General features: G+C 74.5%; 17 protein-coding genes. 6 read left to right on the top strand and 11 right to left on the bottom strand.

Going from position 1 to position 17254, the window contains the following annotated elements:
• Nucleotides 1-40 precede the first annotated feature (40 nt).
• Nucleotides 41-940, top strand: coding sequence for an NmrA family NAD(P)-binding protein (locus ABT299_RS41800; protein ID WP_500254134.1), 900 nt, complete (start codon nucleotides 41-43; stop codon nucleotides 938-940).
• Nucleotides 941-957: 17 nt separating this feature from the next.
• Here the strand turns inward: ABT299_RS41800 and ABT299_RS41795 are convergent, their stop codons facing one another.
• On the bottom strand, nucleotides 958-1752 hold the full coding sequence (locus ABT299_RS41795) for a class II aldolase/adducin family protein (protein WP_190854081.1): 795 nt from the start codon (nucleotides 1750-1752) through the stop codon (nucleotides 958-960).
• 145 nt (nucleotides 1753-1897) lie between these two features.
• Between ABT299_RS41795 and ABT299_RS41790 the strand changes: the two genes are divergently transcribed.
• From ABT299_RS41790 to ABT299_RS41780, 3 genes are all read left to right on the top strand, one after another.
• Complete coding sequence (locus tag ABT299_RS41790) at nucleotides 1898-3037, top strand: helix-turn-helix domain-containing protein (protein ID WP_190854079.1); 1140 nt, start codon at nucleotides 1898-1900, stop codon at nucleotides 3035-3037.
• A 76-nt stretch (nucleotides 3038-3113) separates the two neighbouring features.
• Nucleotides 3114-3974 (top strand): LLM class flavin-dependent oxidoreductase, encoded by an 861-nt coding sequence (locus ABT299_RS41785; protein WP_500254133.1) that lies wholly within the window; start codon nucleotides 3114-3116, stop codon nucleotides 3972-3974.
• A 119-nt stretch (nucleotides 3975-4093) separates the two neighbouring features.
• Nucleotides 4094-4423: a DMT family transporter gene (locus tag ABT299_RS41780; RefSeq protein WP_190854075.1), complete on the top strand. Its 330-nt coding sequence runs from the start codon at nucleotides 4094-4096 to the stop codon at nucleotides 4421-4423.
• Here ABT299_RS41780 and ABT299_RS41775 read toward each other — a convergent pair.
• The 4 genes from ABT299_RS41775 to ABT299_RS41760 all read right to left on the bottom strand — a co-directional run bounded on the left by ABT299_RS41775 (nucleotide 4368) and on the right by ABT299_RS41760 (nucleotide 8312).
• The gene (locus ABT299_RS41775; protein WP_500254132.1) at nucleotides 4368-4835 is read right to left on the bottom strand and encodes a YkvA family protein; all 468 of its coding nucleotides are present in this window, start codon (nucleotides 4833-4835) and stop codon (nucleotides 4368-4370) included. The genes ABT299_RS41780 and ABT299_RS41775 overlap by 56 nt on opposite strands.
• Nucleotides 4836-4911: 76 nt before the next feature.
• Nucleotides 4912-5763 carry a helix-turn-helix domain-containing protein gene (locus ABT299_RS41770; protein WP_190854071.1) on the bottom strand — a complete coding sequence of 284 codons (852 nt, stop codon included), beginning with the start codon at nucleotides 5761-5763 and terminating at the stop codon, nucleotides 4912-4914.
• Nucleotides 5764-5917: 154 nt separating this feature from the next.
• Nucleotides 5918-6667, bottom strand: coding sequence for a hypothetical protein (locus ABT299_RS41765; RefSeq protein WP_190854069.1), 750 nt, complete (start codon nucleotides 6665-6667; stop codon nucleotides 5918-5920).
• A 235-nt stretch (nucleotides 6668-6902) separates the two neighbouring features.
• Nucleotides 6903-8312, bottom strand: a complete 1410-nt coding sequence (locus ABT299_RS41760; RefSeq protein WP_500254131.1) for an aldehyde dehydrogenase family protein — start codon at nucleotides 8310-8312, stop codon at nucleotides 6903-6905.
• Between the two features lie 114 nt (nucleotides 8313-8426).
• Here ABT299_RS41760 and ABT299_RS41755 point away from each other — a divergent pair, with 114 nt between their 5' ends.
• The gene (locus tag ABT299_RS41755; RefSeq protein ID WP_387030294.1) at nucleotides 8427-9857 is read left to right on the top strand and encodes an alpha/beta fold hydrolase; all 1431 of its coding nucleotides are present in this window, start codon (nucleotides 8427-8429) and stop codon (nucleotides 9855-9857) included.
• Nucleotides 9858-9939: 82 nt separating this feature from the next.
• On the opposite strand, the gene ABT299_RS41750 is transcribed toward ABT299_RS41755, so the two are convergent.
• The 3 genes from ABT299_RS41750 to ABT299_RS41740 all read right to left on the bottom strand — a co-directional run bounded on the left by ABT299_RS41750 (nucleotide 9940) and on the right by ABT299_RS41740 (nucleotide 13499).
• Nucleotides 9940-10509, bottom strand: coding sequence for a hypothetical protein (locus ABT299_RS41750; RefSeq protein WP_190854059.1), 570 nt, complete (start codon nucleotides 10507-10509; stop codon nucleotides 9940-9942).
• A 6-nt stretch (nucleotides 10510-10515) separates the two neighbouring features.
• On the bottom strand, nucleotides 10516-11238 hold the full coding sequence (locus ABT299_RS41745) for a hypothetical protein (RefSeq protein WP_206699862.1): 723 nt from the start codon (nucleotides 11236-11238) through the stop codon (nucleotides 10516-10518).
• A gap of 86 nt (nucleotides 11239-11324) precedes the next feature.
• Entirely contained in the window at nucleotides 11325-13499 is a 2175-nt protein-coding gene (locus tag ABT299_RS41740) for a DUF6077 domain-containing protein (protein ID WP_500254130.1), read from the bottom strand.
• A gap of 287 nt (nucleotides 13500-13786) precedes the next feature.
• Here ABT299_RS41740 and ABT299_RS41735 point away from each other — a divergent pair, with 287 nt between their 5' ends.
• Nucleotides 13787-14260 carry a hypothetical protein gene (locus ABT299_RS41735; RefSeq protein ID WP_190854054.1) on the top strand — a complete coding sequence of 158 codons (474 nt, stop codon included), beginning with the start codon at nucleotides 13787-13789 and terminating at the stop codon, nucleotides 14258-14260.
• Nucleotides 14261-14372: 112 nt separating this feature from the next.
• Here the strand turns inward: ABT299_RS41735 and ABT299_RS41730 are convergent, their stop codons facing one another.
• From ABT299_RS41730 to ABT299_RS41720, 3 genes are read right to left on the bottom strand one after another with little or no spacing between them, the layout of a single operon-like run.
• Nucleotides 14373-15425: an ABC transporter substrate-binding protein gene (locus tag ABT299_RS41730; protein ID WP_190854051.1), complete on the bottom strand. Its 1053-nt coding sequence runs from the start codon at nucleotides 15423-15425 to the stop codon at nucleotides 14373-14375.
• Nucleotides 15426-15467: 42 nt separating this feature from the next.
• A complete protein-coding gene (locus ABT299_RS41725) occupies nucleotides 15468-16403 on the bottom strand; it encodes an ABC transporter permease (protein WP_500254129.1) in 936 nt (311 codons plus the stop codon).
• Complete coding sequence (locus tag ABT299_RS41720) at nucleotides 16393-17250, bottom strand: ABC transporter ATP-binding protein (protein ID WP_387030284.1); 858 nt, start codon at nucleotides 17248-17250, stop codon at nucleotides 16393-16395. The genes ABT299_RS41725 and ABT299_RS41720 overlap by 11 nt, the downstream gene beginning before the upstream one ends.
• Between the last annotated feature and the right edge of the window lie 4 nt (nucleotides 17251-17254).

Below are 17254 nucleotides of genomic sequence, written 5' to 3'. Positions count from 1 at the left end.
CCACTTCTCCGCGCCGAGGTCGCGGGACAGGCTGGTCGTCATGATCGAGCAGAGCAGCGAGCGGAGCGGCGGCCGCGTCCGGCGCGACGACGGGATCGTTCTGGTGACGGGGGCCACGGGGAAGCAGGGCGGCGCGGCCGTCCGGCACCTCCTCGCGGCCGGCCGGCGCGTCCGCGCCCTGACCCGCGACGTGCGCGGCGCCGCCGCACGCGCGCTCGCCGCGGCCGGCGCCGAGGTCGTCGCCGGCGACCTGGACGACCGCGCGTCGCTCGACGCCGCGGCGGCCGGCGTCCACGGCGTCTTCAGCGTGCAGGCGGGCCTGCTGGGCTCGCCGCCCGTCCCGTTCGACGACGAGGTCCGGCGCGGCATCGCCGTCGCGGACGCCGCCGGCGCGGCGCACCTGGTCTACTCGTCCGTCGCGGGGGCCGAGCGCTCGGCGGGGGTGCCCGCCTTCGAGGCCAAGCTCCGGATCGAGGAGCACATCCGCCGGAAGGGGATCCCGGCGACCGTGCTGCGGCCCGTGTCGTTCATGGAGAACTACCTCGGCGCCGAGGCGATCGCGACGCCGTTCTCCCCGGACGTCCCCGAGCAGCTGATCGCGGTGGACGACATCGGCGCGTTCGCCGCGGCCGCCTTCGCCGACCCCGCCCGGTACCTGGGGGAGACCCTCGCCATCGCGGGCGACGCGCGGACGCCCGGCCGGCTCGCGGCCGCGTTCAGCGAGGCCGCCGGCCGCGAGATCCCGTACGTTCCCGTACCTCTCGACGCGCTGCCGCAGGAGACGGCCGCCGCCGTCGCCCACCTCGACTCACACGGCGGTTACGGAGCCGACATCGCCGCTACCCGGGCCCTGCGCCCCGAGACGAAGGACCTGGCCACCTGGCTGGAAACCGTCGGACGGCGGGCGGCGGCCGCCGACCGCGGTCCGAGCCGGCCTTGACCGCCGCCACGGGCGTCCTAGTCGAACAGGTCGGGCTGCTCGCGGGTGATCTGGTCGTAGAGCGGCTGGTAGTTGATCCAGCCGACGAGGTCGTTGCCGATCTGCTCGTGGGTGAGGACGGCGTTGTCGTGCTCGATCGGGACGACCTGCCCGGCGGCCTTCGCCAGCAGCTGCACCTGGCACGAGCGTTCCATCGTGATGAACCACCAGGCGGCGGCGTCGACCGTGTCGCCGACGGTGAGCAGGCCGTGGTTGCGCAGGATGACGGCCTTGTGGCCGCCGAGGGCGGCGGCGATCCGCTTGCCCTCCTCCAGGTCGGTGACGACGCCGGTGTAGTCGTCGAACAGGCCGTGGTCCTGGTAGAAGGCGCACACGTCCTGCGTGATCGGCTCCAGCTTCTGGCCGAGGGCGGAGATCGCGCGGCCGTACGTGGAGTGGCTGTGCGCGGCGGCGACGACGTCCGGGCGGGCCTGGTGCACCTGGGAGTGGATCGCGAACGCGGCCTCGTTCACCGGGTAGCGGCCCTCGACGACCTGGCCCTGGTGGTTGACGAGGATGAGGTCGCTGACCTTGATGTGCTTGAAGGACATCCCGAACGGGTTGACCCAGAAGTGGTCGGTGCGCTCGGGGTCGCGGGCCGTGATGTGCCCGGCGACGCCCTCCTCGAAGCCGAACTTGCCGAAGATCCGCAGCGCGGCCGCCAGCCGCTCCTTGCGGTGCCGGCGCTCGTCCTCGACGCTGTCGAAGGTCGGCGGCAGCCGGAAGATCAGGTCGGTGGGCAGCTTCTCCAGGAACTGCTCGTCGTCGGACATCGGCGAACTCCTCGGGCTCTGGGCGGGACACCGCCGGGCACTACCGCCAGCGAACACCAGGCGGCGGGCGCCCCGCTAGGGGAGGCGGCCCAAGCGCCGCCCGGCTCGTTGTCCGGACGGGACAACGGCGGGGGACAATGGCGGGATGGAGTCGAGCGAGGGCGACCGGTTCCTGCGGCTGGTGCGCGAGCGCGGCGACGACCCGCGGCTGCTGGAGGGCGCGGTGCGGGCGGCGCGCGGCCGGTCGGAGATGGTGGCGGCGCTGCCCGAGGAGGAGACGCGGCGGCACACCCGCGCGCTGCTGCGCGGCGTCCTCGCCGCGCTGGCGGACGGCGCGCCCGGCGAGGAGCTGCTGGACGCCGCCGGGCGGCTCGGCTCGGACCGGGCCCGGCAGGGCGTGCCGGTCGCGGCGTTCCTGGACGGCTTCCAGGCCGGCCGCGCCCACCTCGTCCGCACGCTCATCGAGGACGGCCGCCGCCAGGGCGTGCCGGACGCGCTGCTGCTGGACGGCGTCAGCCGCATCGACGAGATCAATACCGCTCTCGTCCACCGGATGGTGCACGCCCACCGGGTCGCCGAACTGGAGATGGCCCGGACGACGCGGGAGGGCCGCGTCCAGATGCTGCGGCAGCTCCTGCACGGCGAGGCCGTCCCCGTCCTCGCCCCCCTCGACCCGGAAACCGAGTACCACTGCGTCGTGTCCGACGTCAGCGACCCGGCGGTGGCGGCGGAGCTGGAGGCGCGCCTGGTCGCGGCGGGCCCCGGCCTGTGCGGGCTGGTGGACGGGCGGTTCGCCGCGCTGGTGGCGCGGCTGCCCGCGCCGGGGCCCGTCCGCTCCGGGCCGCTGCTCGTCGCGGCGCCGCCCGCGCGGCCCGGCGGCGTCGCCCCGCTGTACGACCTCGGCCGCCGCGCCCTGCGCGCCGGATCCGCGGCGGGCCTCACCGGGCTGCGGGAGCTGGCCGGCCTCGCGCTGCTCACCGTCACCGAGGCGGAGCCCGAGCTCGGCGGGCTGCTCGCGGACGGGTTGCTCGGCGGCCTCGACCGCGACGACCCGTTCCACCGGGAGCTCGCCGGGACCGCGCTCGCCTACCTCGACCACGGCGGCCGGATCGAGCCGACCGCCGCGGCCCTGCACGTCCACGGCAACACGGTGAAGTACCGGGTGCGGCGGTTCCAGGAGCTGACCGGCCGCGCGCTGCTCGACCCGTCCGGCGGCGCGGCGGTGGAGCGGACGGCGCACTGGTGGTGGGCGCTGCGCCGCTGGCTCGCGGCGCCGGGCGCGTGACCGGCCGTCGGTGCCGGGTGATGGGATGGACGCGGCGCCCCGGGGCGGGGCGTCCCGGAGACAGAACGGGGGAGCAGTGACCGCACCGCGGATCAGCACGGTGATGTGGCCGATGCAGTCCTGGCCGGAGGCCGGCGAGCTGTGGCGCCGCGCCGAGGAGCTCGGGTTCCACCACGCCTGGGTCTACGACCACCTGGCCTGGCGCGGGACGACGCCTTGGTACGACGCCTACACCACGATGGCCGCCGCGGCGGCCGTCACCTCGCGGGTCCGGCTCGGCACGCTGGTCACCTCGCCGAACTTCCGGCACCCGGTGCCGACTGCGCACGCGATCCGGACGATCGACCACGTCAGCGGCGGCCGGCTCACCGTCGGGATCGGCTCCGGCGGGACGAACCGGCGGTCCGACGCCGGCGTCCTCGGCGGCGGCGACTGGACGCCGCGCGAGCGCGCGGACCGGTTCGCCGAATGGGTGGACCTGCTCGACCGGCTGCTGCGCGGCCCCGAGACCACCGGCGAGGGCGCCTACTACAGCGCGCTGGACGTGGTGTCGGACCCCGGCTGCGTCCAGCGGCCCCGGGTCCCGTTCGTGATCGCCGGCGACGGGCCGCGCGGCATGCGGCTCGCCGCCCGGTACGGCTCCGGCTGGGTGACCAGCCCGCACGGCGACGGACGCGAGCCGCTGGACGTGGTCCGCGAGCGGTTGGCCAGGTTCGGCGAGGCGTGCGAGGCGGAGGGCCGCGCTCCGGCCGACCGGATCCTGCTGACCGGGTTCAGCGGCGAGCCGTGGCTCGCGTCGGCCGGCGCGTTCGAAGACCTCGCGGGCCGGTACGCCGAGCTCGGCATCACCGAGATCGCGCTGCACTGGCCGCGTCCGGGCACCCCGTGGGACGCCGACATGAAGGTGTTCGAGGAGGTCGCCACGCAGGGCCGGTGAGTCGGGGGCGCCGGGCTCGAACGGGGCAGGAGAACGAGCGGGAACGGGCCGGGGAATGGGCGGGGACGCGGGCCGGGCCGCCGGGCCCGGCCCGGAAGGCGCCCGGTTAGACTCCTGCGATGCCGTACGTCCTGCTGGCCCTCGCGATCGCCTTCGAGGTCACCGCCACGCTCGCGATGCGCGCCTCGGAGGGGATGACCAGGCTCGGGCCGTCCGTGCTGGTGGTCGCCGGCTACCTGATCTCGTTCGCGTTCATGGCCAAGGCGCTCACCTCGCTGAACGTCGGGCCGGTCTACGCGATCTGGTCGGCGCTCGGCACCATCGGGGCCTTCGCCGGCGGCGTCGTGCTGTTCGGCGAGCAGGTCAGGCCGCTGACGATCGCCGGCGCGGTCATCATCGTCCTCGGCGTCGTCGTGATGAACCTCGGCGGCGGAGTGAGCCGGGGCTAGGCTCCGGCGCGCGCTCCGGGCCTGCGGTGACCGCGCGCCGCGCGCCGGAACGGCGGGTGTACTCCTGGCCGAGCGCGAACAGCAGCCAGGTCAGCGCGGTGGCGTCGTCCACGATCCCGACCGGCAGGAACACGTCCGGGATCAGGTCGACCGGCGACACGATGTACACCACCGCGAGGACCATCGCGACGATCTTGCCGGTGGACGTCCGGTAGTACGCCTGCGCGCCGCCGGCCACCGGGCCGAGGCGCCGCCTGCGGCGCAGCCGCAGGATCCCCGCGACCAGCAGCACCGCTCCGGCGGACAGCGCGACGGCGCCCGCGAGCGTCAGGTCGACGCCGGCGAGGCGTCCGCCGGCGGTGAGGACGGTGATGCCGCCCGCGACGAGCAGCACCGCTCCGAACCAGGCCATCGTGCACCTCCGGGGGGAGTCGTCTGCGGTATTGCCGTTCAGGCGCGTTCCATTCGCCGGGACGCGCGGACGCGGGTCAGGCGGGCTCGGCGGCGGTGGTGGTCCGCTGTTCCTCCAGCATGCCGCCGAGCAGCTGCGACGGCGTGCAGCCCGCCAGCGCGCGGAACTCCCGGTTCAGGTGCGCCTGGTCGTAGTAGCCGCAGGCCGCCGCGGCCTCGGCCGGTCCGAGGCCGCCGTTCGACAGCAGCCCGATGGCGCGCCGGAACCGCAGGACCCGGCCCATCACCTTCGGCGGCAGCCCGGCCTGCTCGGTGAACCGCTGGGTGAGGTGCCGGCGGCTCCAGCCCACCTCCTCGGCGAGCCGCGCGACCCCGACCGCGCCGCCGGTGCCGTCGAGCAGCCGCCACGCCCGCGCGACCTCCGGGGCCGGGACGGGGCCGATCTCCAGCCGGCGCAGCAGGAACGCGTCCATCAGGTCGAACCGGGCCGCCCAGGACGGCGTCTCCGCGAGCCGCTCGACGAGCTCCGCCGCGCCCGCCCCGAGCACGTCCGGCAGCTCGGCGGCCGCGTTGGTGATCCGGGCCATCGGCACGCCGAGCAGCGTGTACGCGCCGAGCGGCGTGACGTCGAGCTGGATGCCGTGCTGCCCGCCCGGGGTGGTGTACTCCCCGTGGCCGTCGTGCAGGCCCGCGACGAACGACCCGTACTCGGTGGCGGCGTCGGACGGCGTCGCCAGCCGCATCGGCGGGCCGAGGTTGACGATGACGACGGCGCCGCGGGTCGGGAGCGTCCGCATCCGGGCCGGGACGGCCACGGGCTCGAAGTACCCCTGGTAGGCGCGCAGCAGGGGGCGCAGCGCGCGGTGCGGCGGCCCGCTCGCCTCCAGCCAGCCCCCCCGGTCGCGGATCACGACCGGCCTGTCGACCATGCCCCCACTACTACCACCGGCCTCCGACATCGCGCCGACGCCCGGCGAGATCGCGACAGCGCCCGGGGACGTCGCGACAGCGCCCGGGGACGTCGCGACGGCGCCCGAGGGCATCGCGACGGCGCGGGGACATCGCCACCGCGCCCAGGCGGGGTCACTCGTACATCTGCCCGCACACCGCGATCCGGGCGAGGTCGCCCCAGGTCATCGTGGTGATCTCGCGGACGTAGGAGCGGGCGGGGGGCTCGCCGGCCGGGGTGGGCACCGGCACCCGCGCGCCGTCCGCCGCGTCCCAGCCGCCGAGGCTCCCGGCGACCGCGCACTCCAGGTACGTCGCCGGGTCGAAGTTGTACCAGCGGGCCGGGGTCGCGCGGGCGCCCGAGCCGGCCGGGCGGGGCGCGTCGACGCCGAACCGCGCCTGCGGCCCCGGCGGGCTGGCGAGGAAGTCCTCCAGGTCGGCGACCTGGGACAGCACGACCCGCTCCCAGTCGGCGTACCCGTCCGGCTCGTCACCGGGCAGCGACAGGTCCTTGGCGCTCCACGCCGGGTCGTAGGGGGCGGGCGGCGTGGTGGACGCGGCGGCGAACATCGCGGCGACGTCGTCGGGTCCGAGGCGCTCGTTGTCGCGCAGCGGAGCCGACACCTTCCACAGCGCGCGCAGGAACGCCGACAGCGACCACGAGGCCGCGCGGGCCTCCTGGCCGAGGTGCAGGAAGATCAGATAGAGGTCGCGGTTGGTCCGGACGGACGGGCCGGGCGGCCCCTCCACCCAGTACGCCTGCTTGTGCGGGACGCCGCACTCCAGGGCCAGGACCTGCGCGAGCGCCGAGACCCGGGAGTCGTGCGCGGCCACATGGAACTTGTTGCCGAGGTCGTCCTGGCGGATGACGTCCCATGTCTGCATCCGGCTCCTCCACGGTCGGCGGTGCGGTACCGAGGGCCCCCGCTCAGAAAGTGTCCCATTCCGGGACCGGACCGCCAGTAGTGGTGATGTCACTTTCCGGACTCGAAGTCGTGACTTTCCGCACATGTCGATCGAGGGTGGGAACGCCTAGGGAGGACGGCCGGAGAGGGCCTTCGGGAGGACGCCGGACGAGGGGGCCGGCGGGCGTTCCCGCGGGCCCCCTCGCGCCGTCGGCTCAGTGCTTCGAGCGGTGGATCACCTGCATCTCGGTGAAGCCGTACAGGCCCCACGGGCCGTTCTCGACGCCGACGCCGCTCCACTTGAAGCCGCCGAACGGCTGGTGCGGCGCGAGCGCGAGGTGGGTGTTCACCCAGGCGGTGCCGCACTCCAGCTCCGCCGCGACCTCCGCGGCGCGGTCGGCGTCGGCGCTCCACACCGAGCCGGACAGCCCGAAGTGCGTGCCGTTCGCGCGGGCGAGCGCCTCGTCCAGGTCGGTGTACTTGATGATCGGCAGCGCGGGGCCGAACTGCTCCTCGTCCACGATCCGGGCGCCGTCGGCGATGTCGGCGAGGATCGTCGGCTCGAAGAAGTAGCCGGGGCCGTCGATCGGCCGGCCGCCGGCCGCCGCGCGGGCGCCGCCGGTGAGGGCGTCCGCGACCAGCTCGCTGACCCGCTCGTACTGCGGCCTGTTGTTGATGGGCCCGTACTGGACGCCCTCCTCCATGCCGTCGCCGACCTTGGCGGCCTTCGCCTGCGCGGCCAGCGCGTCCACCACGTCGCCGTACAGCGCCTCCGGCACGTACACCCGCTTGATCGCCGAGCAGACCTGGCCGTTGTTCTGGAACGCGCCGCCGAACAGCTTCGGCGCGACCGCCGCCGGGTCGGCGTCGTCCAGCAGGATCGCCGGGTCGTTGCCGCCGAGCTCCAGGGTGACCCGCTTGAGGTCCGGGGCGGCGGCCGCGGCGACCCGCTTGCCGGTGGCCACGCTGCCGGTGAAGCTGATCTTGCGGGGCACCTCGTGCGCGGTCATCCAGGCGCCCAGCTCGTCGCCGCCGGTGACGACGTTGAGCACGCCGGGCGGCAGCACGTCGCGCAGCACCTCGCCGAGCTTCAGGCTGGACAGCGGTGTGAAGGGGGACGGCTTGAGCACCATCGTGTTGCCCGCCAGCAGCGCGGGCGCGATCTTCCACACGGCCAGCAGCAGCGGGAAGTTCCACGGGGTGATGGCGGCGACGACGCCCATCGGGCGGCGGACGACCTCGACCACGGCGTTGTCGTCGTCCTGGATGACCTCGCGGGGCAGGTCCAGCTCGGCGAAGTACTTCAGCCACACCCCGGCGCCGACGACCTCCATCGTCGCGTCGGCGAGCGGCTTGCCCTGCTCGAGGGTGAGGATGCGGCCGATCTCCTCGGAGCGGGCGAACATGACGTCGGCCGCGGCCAGCAGCGCCTTGCGCCGGGCCGACTCGTCGCGGCGCCACGCGGGGTAGGCGGCCTGGGCGGCGGCCATCGCCGCGTCCAGCTGCTCGCGGGAGGCGTCGGGCGCCCGCTCGGCCACCTCGCCGGTCGCCGGGTTGATCACTCCGAAGGTGGCGGGCGCGTCCACCGCCGCGCCGTCGATGGTCATCGCGAAGTTCTCGGGCACCGTTGCTCCTCCGCTCGGGTGGGGTGTAACCGAATGACGTTCAGTATTCACCGTGGACCGCCCTCTTGACGAGCGCCCTCTTGACGGGCGCCGCCCGCGGCGGATGATCGGCTCATGCGATCACGTCTCACCGCGGTGTTCGCCCTGAGCCTCGCCCTCGCCGCGTCCGGCGGGGCGCCGGCGGCCGCCGCCACCGCCCACGCGACCACCTCCGCCCGAGCGCCCGGGCTGGAGGATCCCCATCCGTGCGCGGGCCAGCCGGGGTACACCTGCTCGACGCTGACCGTCCCGCTCGACCACCGGGACCCCGCCAAGGGAACGCTCAAGCTCCAGGTGGCCACCGGGGACAACGTGGCCGCGCCCAAGGGAGTCCTGCTGTTCCTGACCGGCGGGCCGGGTCAGCCCGGCGTGCCGTTCATCTCCCGCATGGCCGAGCAGAGGCTCCCGGAACTGGCGAAGAACTACCGCTTCGTCACCATCGACCAGCGCGGCACCGGCGAGTACGGCGCCATCGACTGCCCGAAGCTCCAGGCCGAGGTCGGGAGCAGCGACATCGAGCCGCCCAGCCCCGGCGCCGTCCGCGAATGCGCCTCCGTCCTCGGCGACCGGCGCAGCTACTACACGACCGAGCAGACCGTGGGCGACCTCGACCTGCTGCGCCGCGCGCTCGGCGCCCGCACGATGGTTCTGGACGGCGTCTCCTACGGCACCATGACCGCCGCCAGCTACGCCGTCGCGCACCCCCACAACGTGGGCAAGGTCGTCCTCGACTCGGTGCTGCCGCACGTCGACCCGCAGAACGACGACATGCTGTACCTCACCGGCCTGCGCGCGACGGCGCGCGTGCTCCGCGACGCCTGCGAGACGGCACCGGCCTGCGGGTTCGACCCCGCGCAGGACCTCGCCTGGCTCGCCCGGCACCGCTCCGACCACGTCCTGATCTGGGACATGCTCGTCAGCTACGAGTTCCTCGACCCCACCTACCGGGACCCCGACCCGGGCGGCCTCCCCGCCGGGTCCGGCGACGTCGTCACCGCGCTCCACCAGGCCCGGCACGGCGACCCGGCACGGCTCGACGCGCTGCTCCGGATGATGGACTCGGGCGGCGACCCGGTCACCGGGTACAGCTCCGGGCTGCACATCGCCACCATCTGCGGCGACGGCCACTTCCCGTGGGGCACCTCCGAGGCGCCGCAGGCCGGGCGCGAGGCCGCCCTGCAGCGCGTCCGCCGGACCCTGCCCGCCTCCGCCACCTGGCCGTTCACCGCGGACACCGCCGTGGGCGACGGGTTCGTCCAGGAGTGCCGGAACTGGCCGTGGGCCCGCCACACCGCCGAGCCCGCGCAGGACCGGCTCCCCGCCGTCCCGATCCTGCTCCTGAACGGCGACCGCGACCTGTCGACGCCGCTGGAGTGGGCCCGCGAGGAACTCCGCCGCGCCCCGCTCGGCCGGCTCGTCGTGGTGAAGGGGGCCTCGCACTCCATCCAGAACCGCGAGCGCGGCACGCAGGGCCGCGAGGCCGTCTACCGGTTCCTCAACGGCTGACCACCCGCCCAAGAGCCGACCGGCGCCCCGTTCTCCGAGGCGCCGGTCGGTGTTCTCGTCGCGGGAAGGCCCCGCCCTCCGGTCAGGCGGCGAAGATCCGCTCCAGCAGGTCGCGGTACCCGCGCAGCGCCAAGCGGAGCCGCTCGGTGTCCGGGGTCTCGTGCCGGCCGACCTCCTCCGAGAGCGCGCGGCGGTGCGTCCCGACCGAGCGGCTCAGCGCCTCGACCGCGTCGGAGGCCAGGGCGTCGGCCGCGCGGACGGACTCCGCGGGGTCGTCGATGAAGCCGGCCTGCACCTCGTGCCAGCGCTCCCGGAACCGCTCGGCGTCCGCCGGGTCGAACAGCCGCTCCGGGACGCCGCCGAGCCCGGCGGGCGTCGGGTGGAGGCCGGGCTTCGCCCCGCCGGGGCCGGGGCTCGGGAAGCCGGTCGCCACCTCCTCCTCGCCCAGCTCCGCGGCCGGGACGGGATCGGGCGAGGTGTCCTCGGCGGACACGGTGTTCTCGGCGGAAACGGAGTCCGCCGTGGGCGGCGGTCCGGCGACGTGGACGTCACCGGCCATGCCCGGGTCCGCCGTCCCGGCGGCGCGGGCCCGCTCGTCCTCGGTGCTCCCGCCGGCGGGGGGCGCCGCCTGCTCCTGCTGCCTGTGCTGCATCGGCGCTCAGCTCCTCGTGGTCCGCTCGTCGTCCCGGCCGGTGCGCCCGTCGTCGGGCTCGCCGGCGCGCGGACCGGGCACCCGGACCTCCTCGCCGCGGGCGGCGCGCCGCTCGTCAGGAGCGGTGCCCTGCTGGTCGGGGGCGGTGCCCCGCTGGTCGGGGGCGGTGCTCCGCGCTTCCGGGGCGGTGCGCTGGACGGGGACCGAGAGCAGCTCCTCGAACAGGGCGCGGTAGTGCACCATGGCCTGCCGCAGATCCTCGGTGGACGCCTTCCCATCGGCGGCGCGGCCGCCGATGGCGTGGGCGCGCCGGTAGTGGTCAAGGGTGCGGCCGTGCTCCACCGACAGGTGGGCGGCCTTCTCCTCGAACCCGCTCGTGGGGTAGCCGCGCTCTCCCATGACGACGGTGACCAGGCCGTCCGCCTGCTCGACCGCCGACTCCGGCGCGTCCACGAAGCGCTCCTGGACGGCCACCCACTGCTCGCGGTACTGCTCGCGGCGCCGGGGGTCGAGGTCGCGCAGCTCCAGGTCCCGGTGGCGCCGCTCGCGGTCGAGCAGCTCCCGCTCGGCGGCGGCGCGGCCGCCGTGCTGCTCGACGGCCCGGTCGTACTCGGGGCCGAAGCGCTTGCGCAGCCGCCGCGTCCGCGCCTGCTTCCAGGCGAGGAACGCGACCGCGGCGACGGCGGCGATGATGATCACTGCGATGACGACCATGACGGCGGTCGACATTGTCTGTCCTCCAACGTGCGTCGGATCGAATGGATCGCCGATGCCCGGACAGACGCGGTCGAAACAGACCTAAAGGCGAAACTGCCCTAAGGGGTGCGGGGCCCATGGCCGGCGAAGAGGCACACCAGCTGGCCGACCCGCCGGCGCCCCGACAGCCCGGCCTGCTCCAGAAGCGAGAGTCCCCGCAGGTCGCTCGGATGCGCGCACGCCACGACGACACCGACCCGATGCAGCGCGCCCTCGATGTCGGCCAGTGCGGGCTTCCATCCGCCCGGCCGGCGCACCGCCGCGGTCAGCACGCGCCGGTCGTCGACGAACCGCGCCGGAACCGGCAGGTTCCCGAGGTAGTGGGTGTTGGGATTGGCGGCGTGGACCCGCGCGGTGAGCAGCGGCACCGCCCGCATGTAGCCCTGAGGCATCACCACCACGCCCCCGGTGCGGGCCAGGTCGACGACCGCGCGGGCCGTCCCCACCTGCTCCGCGGGGAGCTTCCACGACGGACGCGACGCGACGAGCGAGCCGTTCTCCGCCGACCAGAGGGGCGTCCCGCCCACGATCATGGTGACCGCCAGCGCGGCGGCCGGCAGCGCCGCGGCGACGGCGCCGAGCACCCCCGTCCCGCCGGAGCGCGCGGCCGCGGGCAGGGGGAGGCGCACCGTCGCGAGCAGCCCGATCAGGACGGGCGCGGGCACGATCCACATCGTCCGCCACAGCACCTGGCCCGCCCCCGTGACGTCCGCCGCGAGGTGCAGGACGCCCGGCAGCAGGAGGAGCGTGGTCACCGCGGCCACTCCCGCGCCGGCGAGCGCGGGGACGCCGCGCCGCGCCGTCCACGGCGCCAGCCACAGCGCGCACCCCGCGAGGACTCCCGGCGCGGAGTGCAGCAGGACCCACCGGAAGTCGTCGGACGCGTCACCGACGAACCCCGTGACGGTGGTGTCGTGGTCCTGCAGCGTCACCACCAGGCCCGCGGCGACCGGGTAGGCCAGCGCGGCGCAGGCGGCGAGGCCGGTCCGGACCCGGCCGGACGCGATCAGCGGGATCGCGGCGGCGCCGACGGCCAGCGGCAGGACGAACGCGGCCGAGGACGTCAGGCCGGTCGCGGCGACCCCGCAGGCGGCGAGCATCGCCAGGTCGCGCCGCGTCCGCCGCTCCGCCCAGCGCGTGAGGTGGACGTACAGCAGCGGGACGAGCGCCGACACCATGACGGCCTTCCCCTGCCACATCCGCAGCAGGTGGAACGAGCCGAGCGACGCGGGACCGAGCCCGGACCACAGCAGGTACACCGCCGCGACCGCGAAGCACGCCGCGGCGCGGCGCGGCGCCCACGCGCGCGACAGCCGCCACGCGGCCCACACGGCGATGAACGTCACCACCGGCAGCAGCACGTAGTACACGAAGGACGCCGCCGGGACGCCCGCGACCCGCGCGAGGCTCCCGGCGAGGACCTCGATCGACGAGACCGGCGGCTCGCCCGCGATGGGACCGGTCGCGCCCGAGGTGAAGATGGTGTCCTTGAACGGGATGCGGCCGAGCGCGGCCGTCGCGACGGACCGCGAGACGAAGTAGGCGTCGTCGCCGTCGGAGTTCACGATGAACAGGGAGGCGACCGAGAACCCGGCGGCGGTGGCGAGCGCGAGCGGCGTGCCCCACCGGCTCGCGGACGTTCCGGCCTCGACCGGCCCACCGGGCTCGGCGAGTGCGCGCGCGGGGGGCTCGTGCGGGGAGTTCTCGCGGGAAGAGGGCTCGTGTGCGGAGGGCTCGTGTGCGGAGGGCTCGTCCTGGGCGGACGGGCCGCCGGCGGGGGAGCGGCGGAGCAGCAGGCAGGCGGCGGACGCGGAGGCGGAGACCAGCCCGAACGCCCAGGCGCACCACCACGGGGCGCCGGACGTCTGCAGGCCGGCGCAGAAGCCCGCGACGATCCCCGCCAGGACGGCGACCAGGGCGAGGGCGCGCGGGGGAGCGGCAGAGCGCGGTCCGGCGGGCTCGGGCCACAGCGGCGCGCCTCCCGGGCCGTCGCGCCGCCTGCGCGCCGCCCACGCCGTGGCGGCCACCGCGGACGCGCCGAGCCAGCAGGCGAGCAGCGCCCAGGTCGGCGGCCGCAGCAGGAGGCCGAGGTGGTAGACGACCGTCCACACCGCGAAGAGCAGGACGGCCGCGTCCACCGCCGTGTCCACGGCTCGTCCCGTGCGCCCGGCGCGGCCCGTACCGGGCGCCGCGCCGCCGGGCCCGCCGGCGGCGGGCAGCCTCAATCTGATCATGCTTCCCCCGAAAGCGATGGTGTGCTGTCCTTGCCTCTTTCTTCGCCGCGCGGGCGGAACGCGTTCGCGGCGCCGCAGGATCGATCTTGTTCGGTAGGACGTCCCGCCTTCCTGGGCGGTTGGCCGTCCCCGGCCGATTCCTGGAGGTTCGCTGAAGATCGGCTGGATGCTCTGCCAGTCATCGCACCGCGAAGGGCAATAAGTCCGGATTTACTGCGCTGTGCATGCCGCGCGTGTTCTGATGGACCGGTACCAAAGGACGCGCGTTCGATGGGATGTGATGCGCGGTGCGCCACGCGTTCGGCTTCGTCCTCGGCGTCCTGCTGACCCCCGCGCTCGCGTACGGCGCCGCTTGGGGCTACGTGCAGGGCGGGCAGTCCTTCGACGGGACCGGCCAGGAGATCACCGACCGCACCCGCATCTACGGGGCCTTCGCGCTGCTGGCGGCGGTGGGCCTGGTGACCGGCGTGATCATCGTGGCGCGCTGGGCGTCGCCGCTCGTCTCGCTCGTGCCCGCGCTGGCGCTGCTCGGCTTCTCGGTCGCCTTCCTCATCGACCCCGGCCGCGTCCTGGACCTGCCCTCCAAGGTGCCGCCGTCGGGCGACATGGACGACGGGCTGCGGACGCTGCTCGGCTCCGGGATGTACGCGATGATGGGCTTCGCGCTGCTGGTGCCGTCCTGGGCGCCGCGCCGCTGGGGCTCGGGCCGCCACGAGGACGAGGCCGCCGACGTGGACGTCTACTCCGCCGCGCGCCGCTGACGGCCGCCGCCCGCGCCGTCCGCCCCCGGACCCGGAGAGTCCCCGCAACGCGAGCGGGCCGGACCTCCAGGAGGTCCGGCCCGCCTTCACCGCGCCCTGCGGGCGCCGTCCGTCAGGACTGCTTCGCCTTGGTGACGAACTGGGTCGTGTAGGTCTTCGACAGGTCCACCTGGTCCTTCTTGCCCTGCACGTTGGGCGAGAACTGGGCCAGCACCTCCAGCACGTTCTTCGCGCCCTCGTCGGGCATGACGCCGTCGCCGTTGAACATGCTGATCGAGTCGGTGATGGCCTTCTCGTACAGCGCCGGGTCGCCGCCCGCGTAGTCGGCCGGCATCTTCGCCGCGATCTCCGCCGGCTTGTGCTGCTTGATCCAGCCGAGCGTCTTGACGAACGCGTTGGCGAGCTTCTGCACCGTCTCGCCGTGCGACTTCACGTAGGAGCAGTCCATGTACAGGGAGCTGGACGGGTACAGCCCGCCGAGCGCCTTGCGGGTGCCGTCCTCGGTCCGCATCTCCACCATGACCTTCGCCTTGCCGGTGCTGACGAGCTTGGCGATGGTCGGGTCGGTGGTCATGCCGGCGTCGATGCCGCCGTTGTCGAGCGTCGAGATGAACGTCGGGCCGGCGCCCGCCTTCACCGTGGTGTAGTCGGAGGTCTTCACGCCGTTGCGGACCGCGAGCGCCCGGGTGATGAAGTCGGTGGACGAGCCGGGGCTGGTCACGCCCAGCTTCTTGCCCTTGAACGCGGCGGGCGACGCCAGCGCGGACGCCTTCTTCGCGGCGACCATCTCCGCCTCGCCGGGTACGTCGGCCATCTGCACGACGCTCTGCACGCACTTGCCCTTGGTCTGCAGGTCGATGGTGTGGTCGTAGAACCCGACGACGCCCTGCACGTCGCCGGAGATCAGCACGTTCTCGGCCTGCGCGCCGGCCGGCTCGGTGAGCAGCTGGACGTCGAGGCCCTGCTCCTTGAAGTAGCCGAGCTGCTCGGTCAGCTTGGCCGGCAGGTAGATGACCTTGTCGATGCCGCCGACCATGATCTTGACGGTGCCGCCGTCCTTCCCGCCGCCGTCCCCGCCGCCGCGCGAGTCGCGGCAGGCCGAGACGGACAGGGCGGTGAGGGCGGCGACCGCGGCGGCGGTGACGCGGATCGGGGTGGTGCGCATGGTGGTTCTCCTGGTCGTGCGAAGGGGGTGGGACGGGGCCGGTCAGATCTGCGGGTCGGCCCCGGCGGCCGGCGGGCGCCAGCGCAGCAGCCGGCCCTCGACCGCGGTGAGCAGCCACTCGGCGAGCAGCGCCAGCACCGTGATGATGATCATTCCGGCGTAGATGCCGGCCGAGTCGAAGGTGCCCTGGGAGTGGTTGATGAGCAGGCCGAGGCCCTTGTCGGCGCCGCTGTACTCGCCGACGATCGCGCCGATGATCGCGAACCCGAACGCCGAGTGCAGCGAGGCGAGGATCCACGAGGTGGCGCTCGGCACCACGATCGTCCACAGCACCTGCATCCGGCCGGCGCCGAGGATCCGGGCGTTGTTCACCAGGTTCCGGTCGACCTCGCGGGCGCCCTGGAAGGCGTTGAAGAACACCGCGAAGAACACCAGCACGAACGCGGTCGCGATCTTGGACTCCATGCCGAGCCCGAACCAGATCACGAAGAGCGAGGCCAGGATGATCCGCGGGATCGCGTTGACGGCCTTGATGAACGGCGCGCACACGTCGGACAGGTAGCGGCTGCGGCCGAGCACGATGCCGAGCACCACGCCGCCCGCGGCGCCGAGCACGAAGCCCGCCACCGCCTCCTGCAGGGTGTAGGAGATCTGCTCCCAGATCGAGCCCTGCGAGGTCCCGTCGGTGAACCAGCCGGCCAGCCGGCTCCAGATCTTCGACGGCATCGAGTAGTAGAACGGGTCGATCCAGTTGCGGGCGGCCAGCTCCCACGAGCTCAGCCACGCCGCGACCAGCAGGACGCGGACGCCGTTGACGCCGAGCCGGCGGCGCAGCCCGGCCGAGCGCATCCGCGCGATCGCGGCGGACTCGTCCGCCCCGCCGGGCGGCCCGGCCGGGGCCGCCGCTCCCGCGCTCAGTACGTCCTGTCCGGCCCGCGCCTCCTCGGCGGCCTGCACGGTCTCCGACTCACGCGGCATTGCCGGTGCCCCTTTCCCTGGTGATCTGGACCTCTTCGCGCAGCGAGTCCCAGACCTCCCGGTAGATGTCCAGGAACCCGGAGGTGAGCCGGACCTCCTCGGCGTCCCGGGGCCGCTCCAGCGGCACCGTGAACACGCCCTTGATCGTCGCCGGGCCGGCCGTCATCACCACGACCCGGTCGGCGAGGACGAGCGCCTCCTCCAGGTCGTGGGTGACGAACACGACCGCCGCGCCCGAGCCCGACCACAGCCGCAGCAGCTCGTCCTGCATGAGCCCGCGGGTCTGCACGTCCAGGGCCGAGAACGGCTCGTCCATCAGCAGCACCGACGGCTCGTTCACCAGGGTCTGGGCGAGCGCGACGCGCTTGCGCATGCCGCCGGACAGCTGGTGCGGGTAGTAGCCCTCGAAGCCGGCGAGGCCGACCCGGGCGACCCAGTCGCGGGCGCGCTCGCGCGCCTCGCGCTTGCCCGCCCCCCGGTAGCGGGGGCCGGTCGCGACGTTGTCCAGGACGGTCCGCCACGGCAGCACCGCGTCGTTCTGGAACATGTAGCCGACGCCGTCGGGGATGCCCTCGACGGGCCTGCCGTGCACGAGGGCGCTGCCCTCCGACGCCGGCTCCAGGCCGGACACCAGGGACAGGGTGGTGGACTTCCCGCAGCCGGTCGGTCCGACCACGGCGACGAACTCGCCGGCCCGGACGGTCATGTTCAGGTCGCGGACCGCGGTGTGCACGCCGCCGCCGGACGAGCGGAAGCGCTTGGTCGCGCCGCGCAGCTCGATGACGGGATCGCCCGTGCTCACGCGGCCGTCGTCCGCGTTCTCGGGGGTGGTTGCTCGCTTGGGCATGGCG

Origin of the sequence: Spirillospora sp. NPDC000708 (assembly GCF_040299565.1) — a bacterium.
Lineage (GTDB): Bacteria > Actinomycetota > Actinomycetes > Streptosporangiales > Streptosporangiaceae > Spirillospora.
Note: the sequence above shows the minus strand (reverse complement) of the source record. Positions and strands in the feature narration are given on the sequence as shown.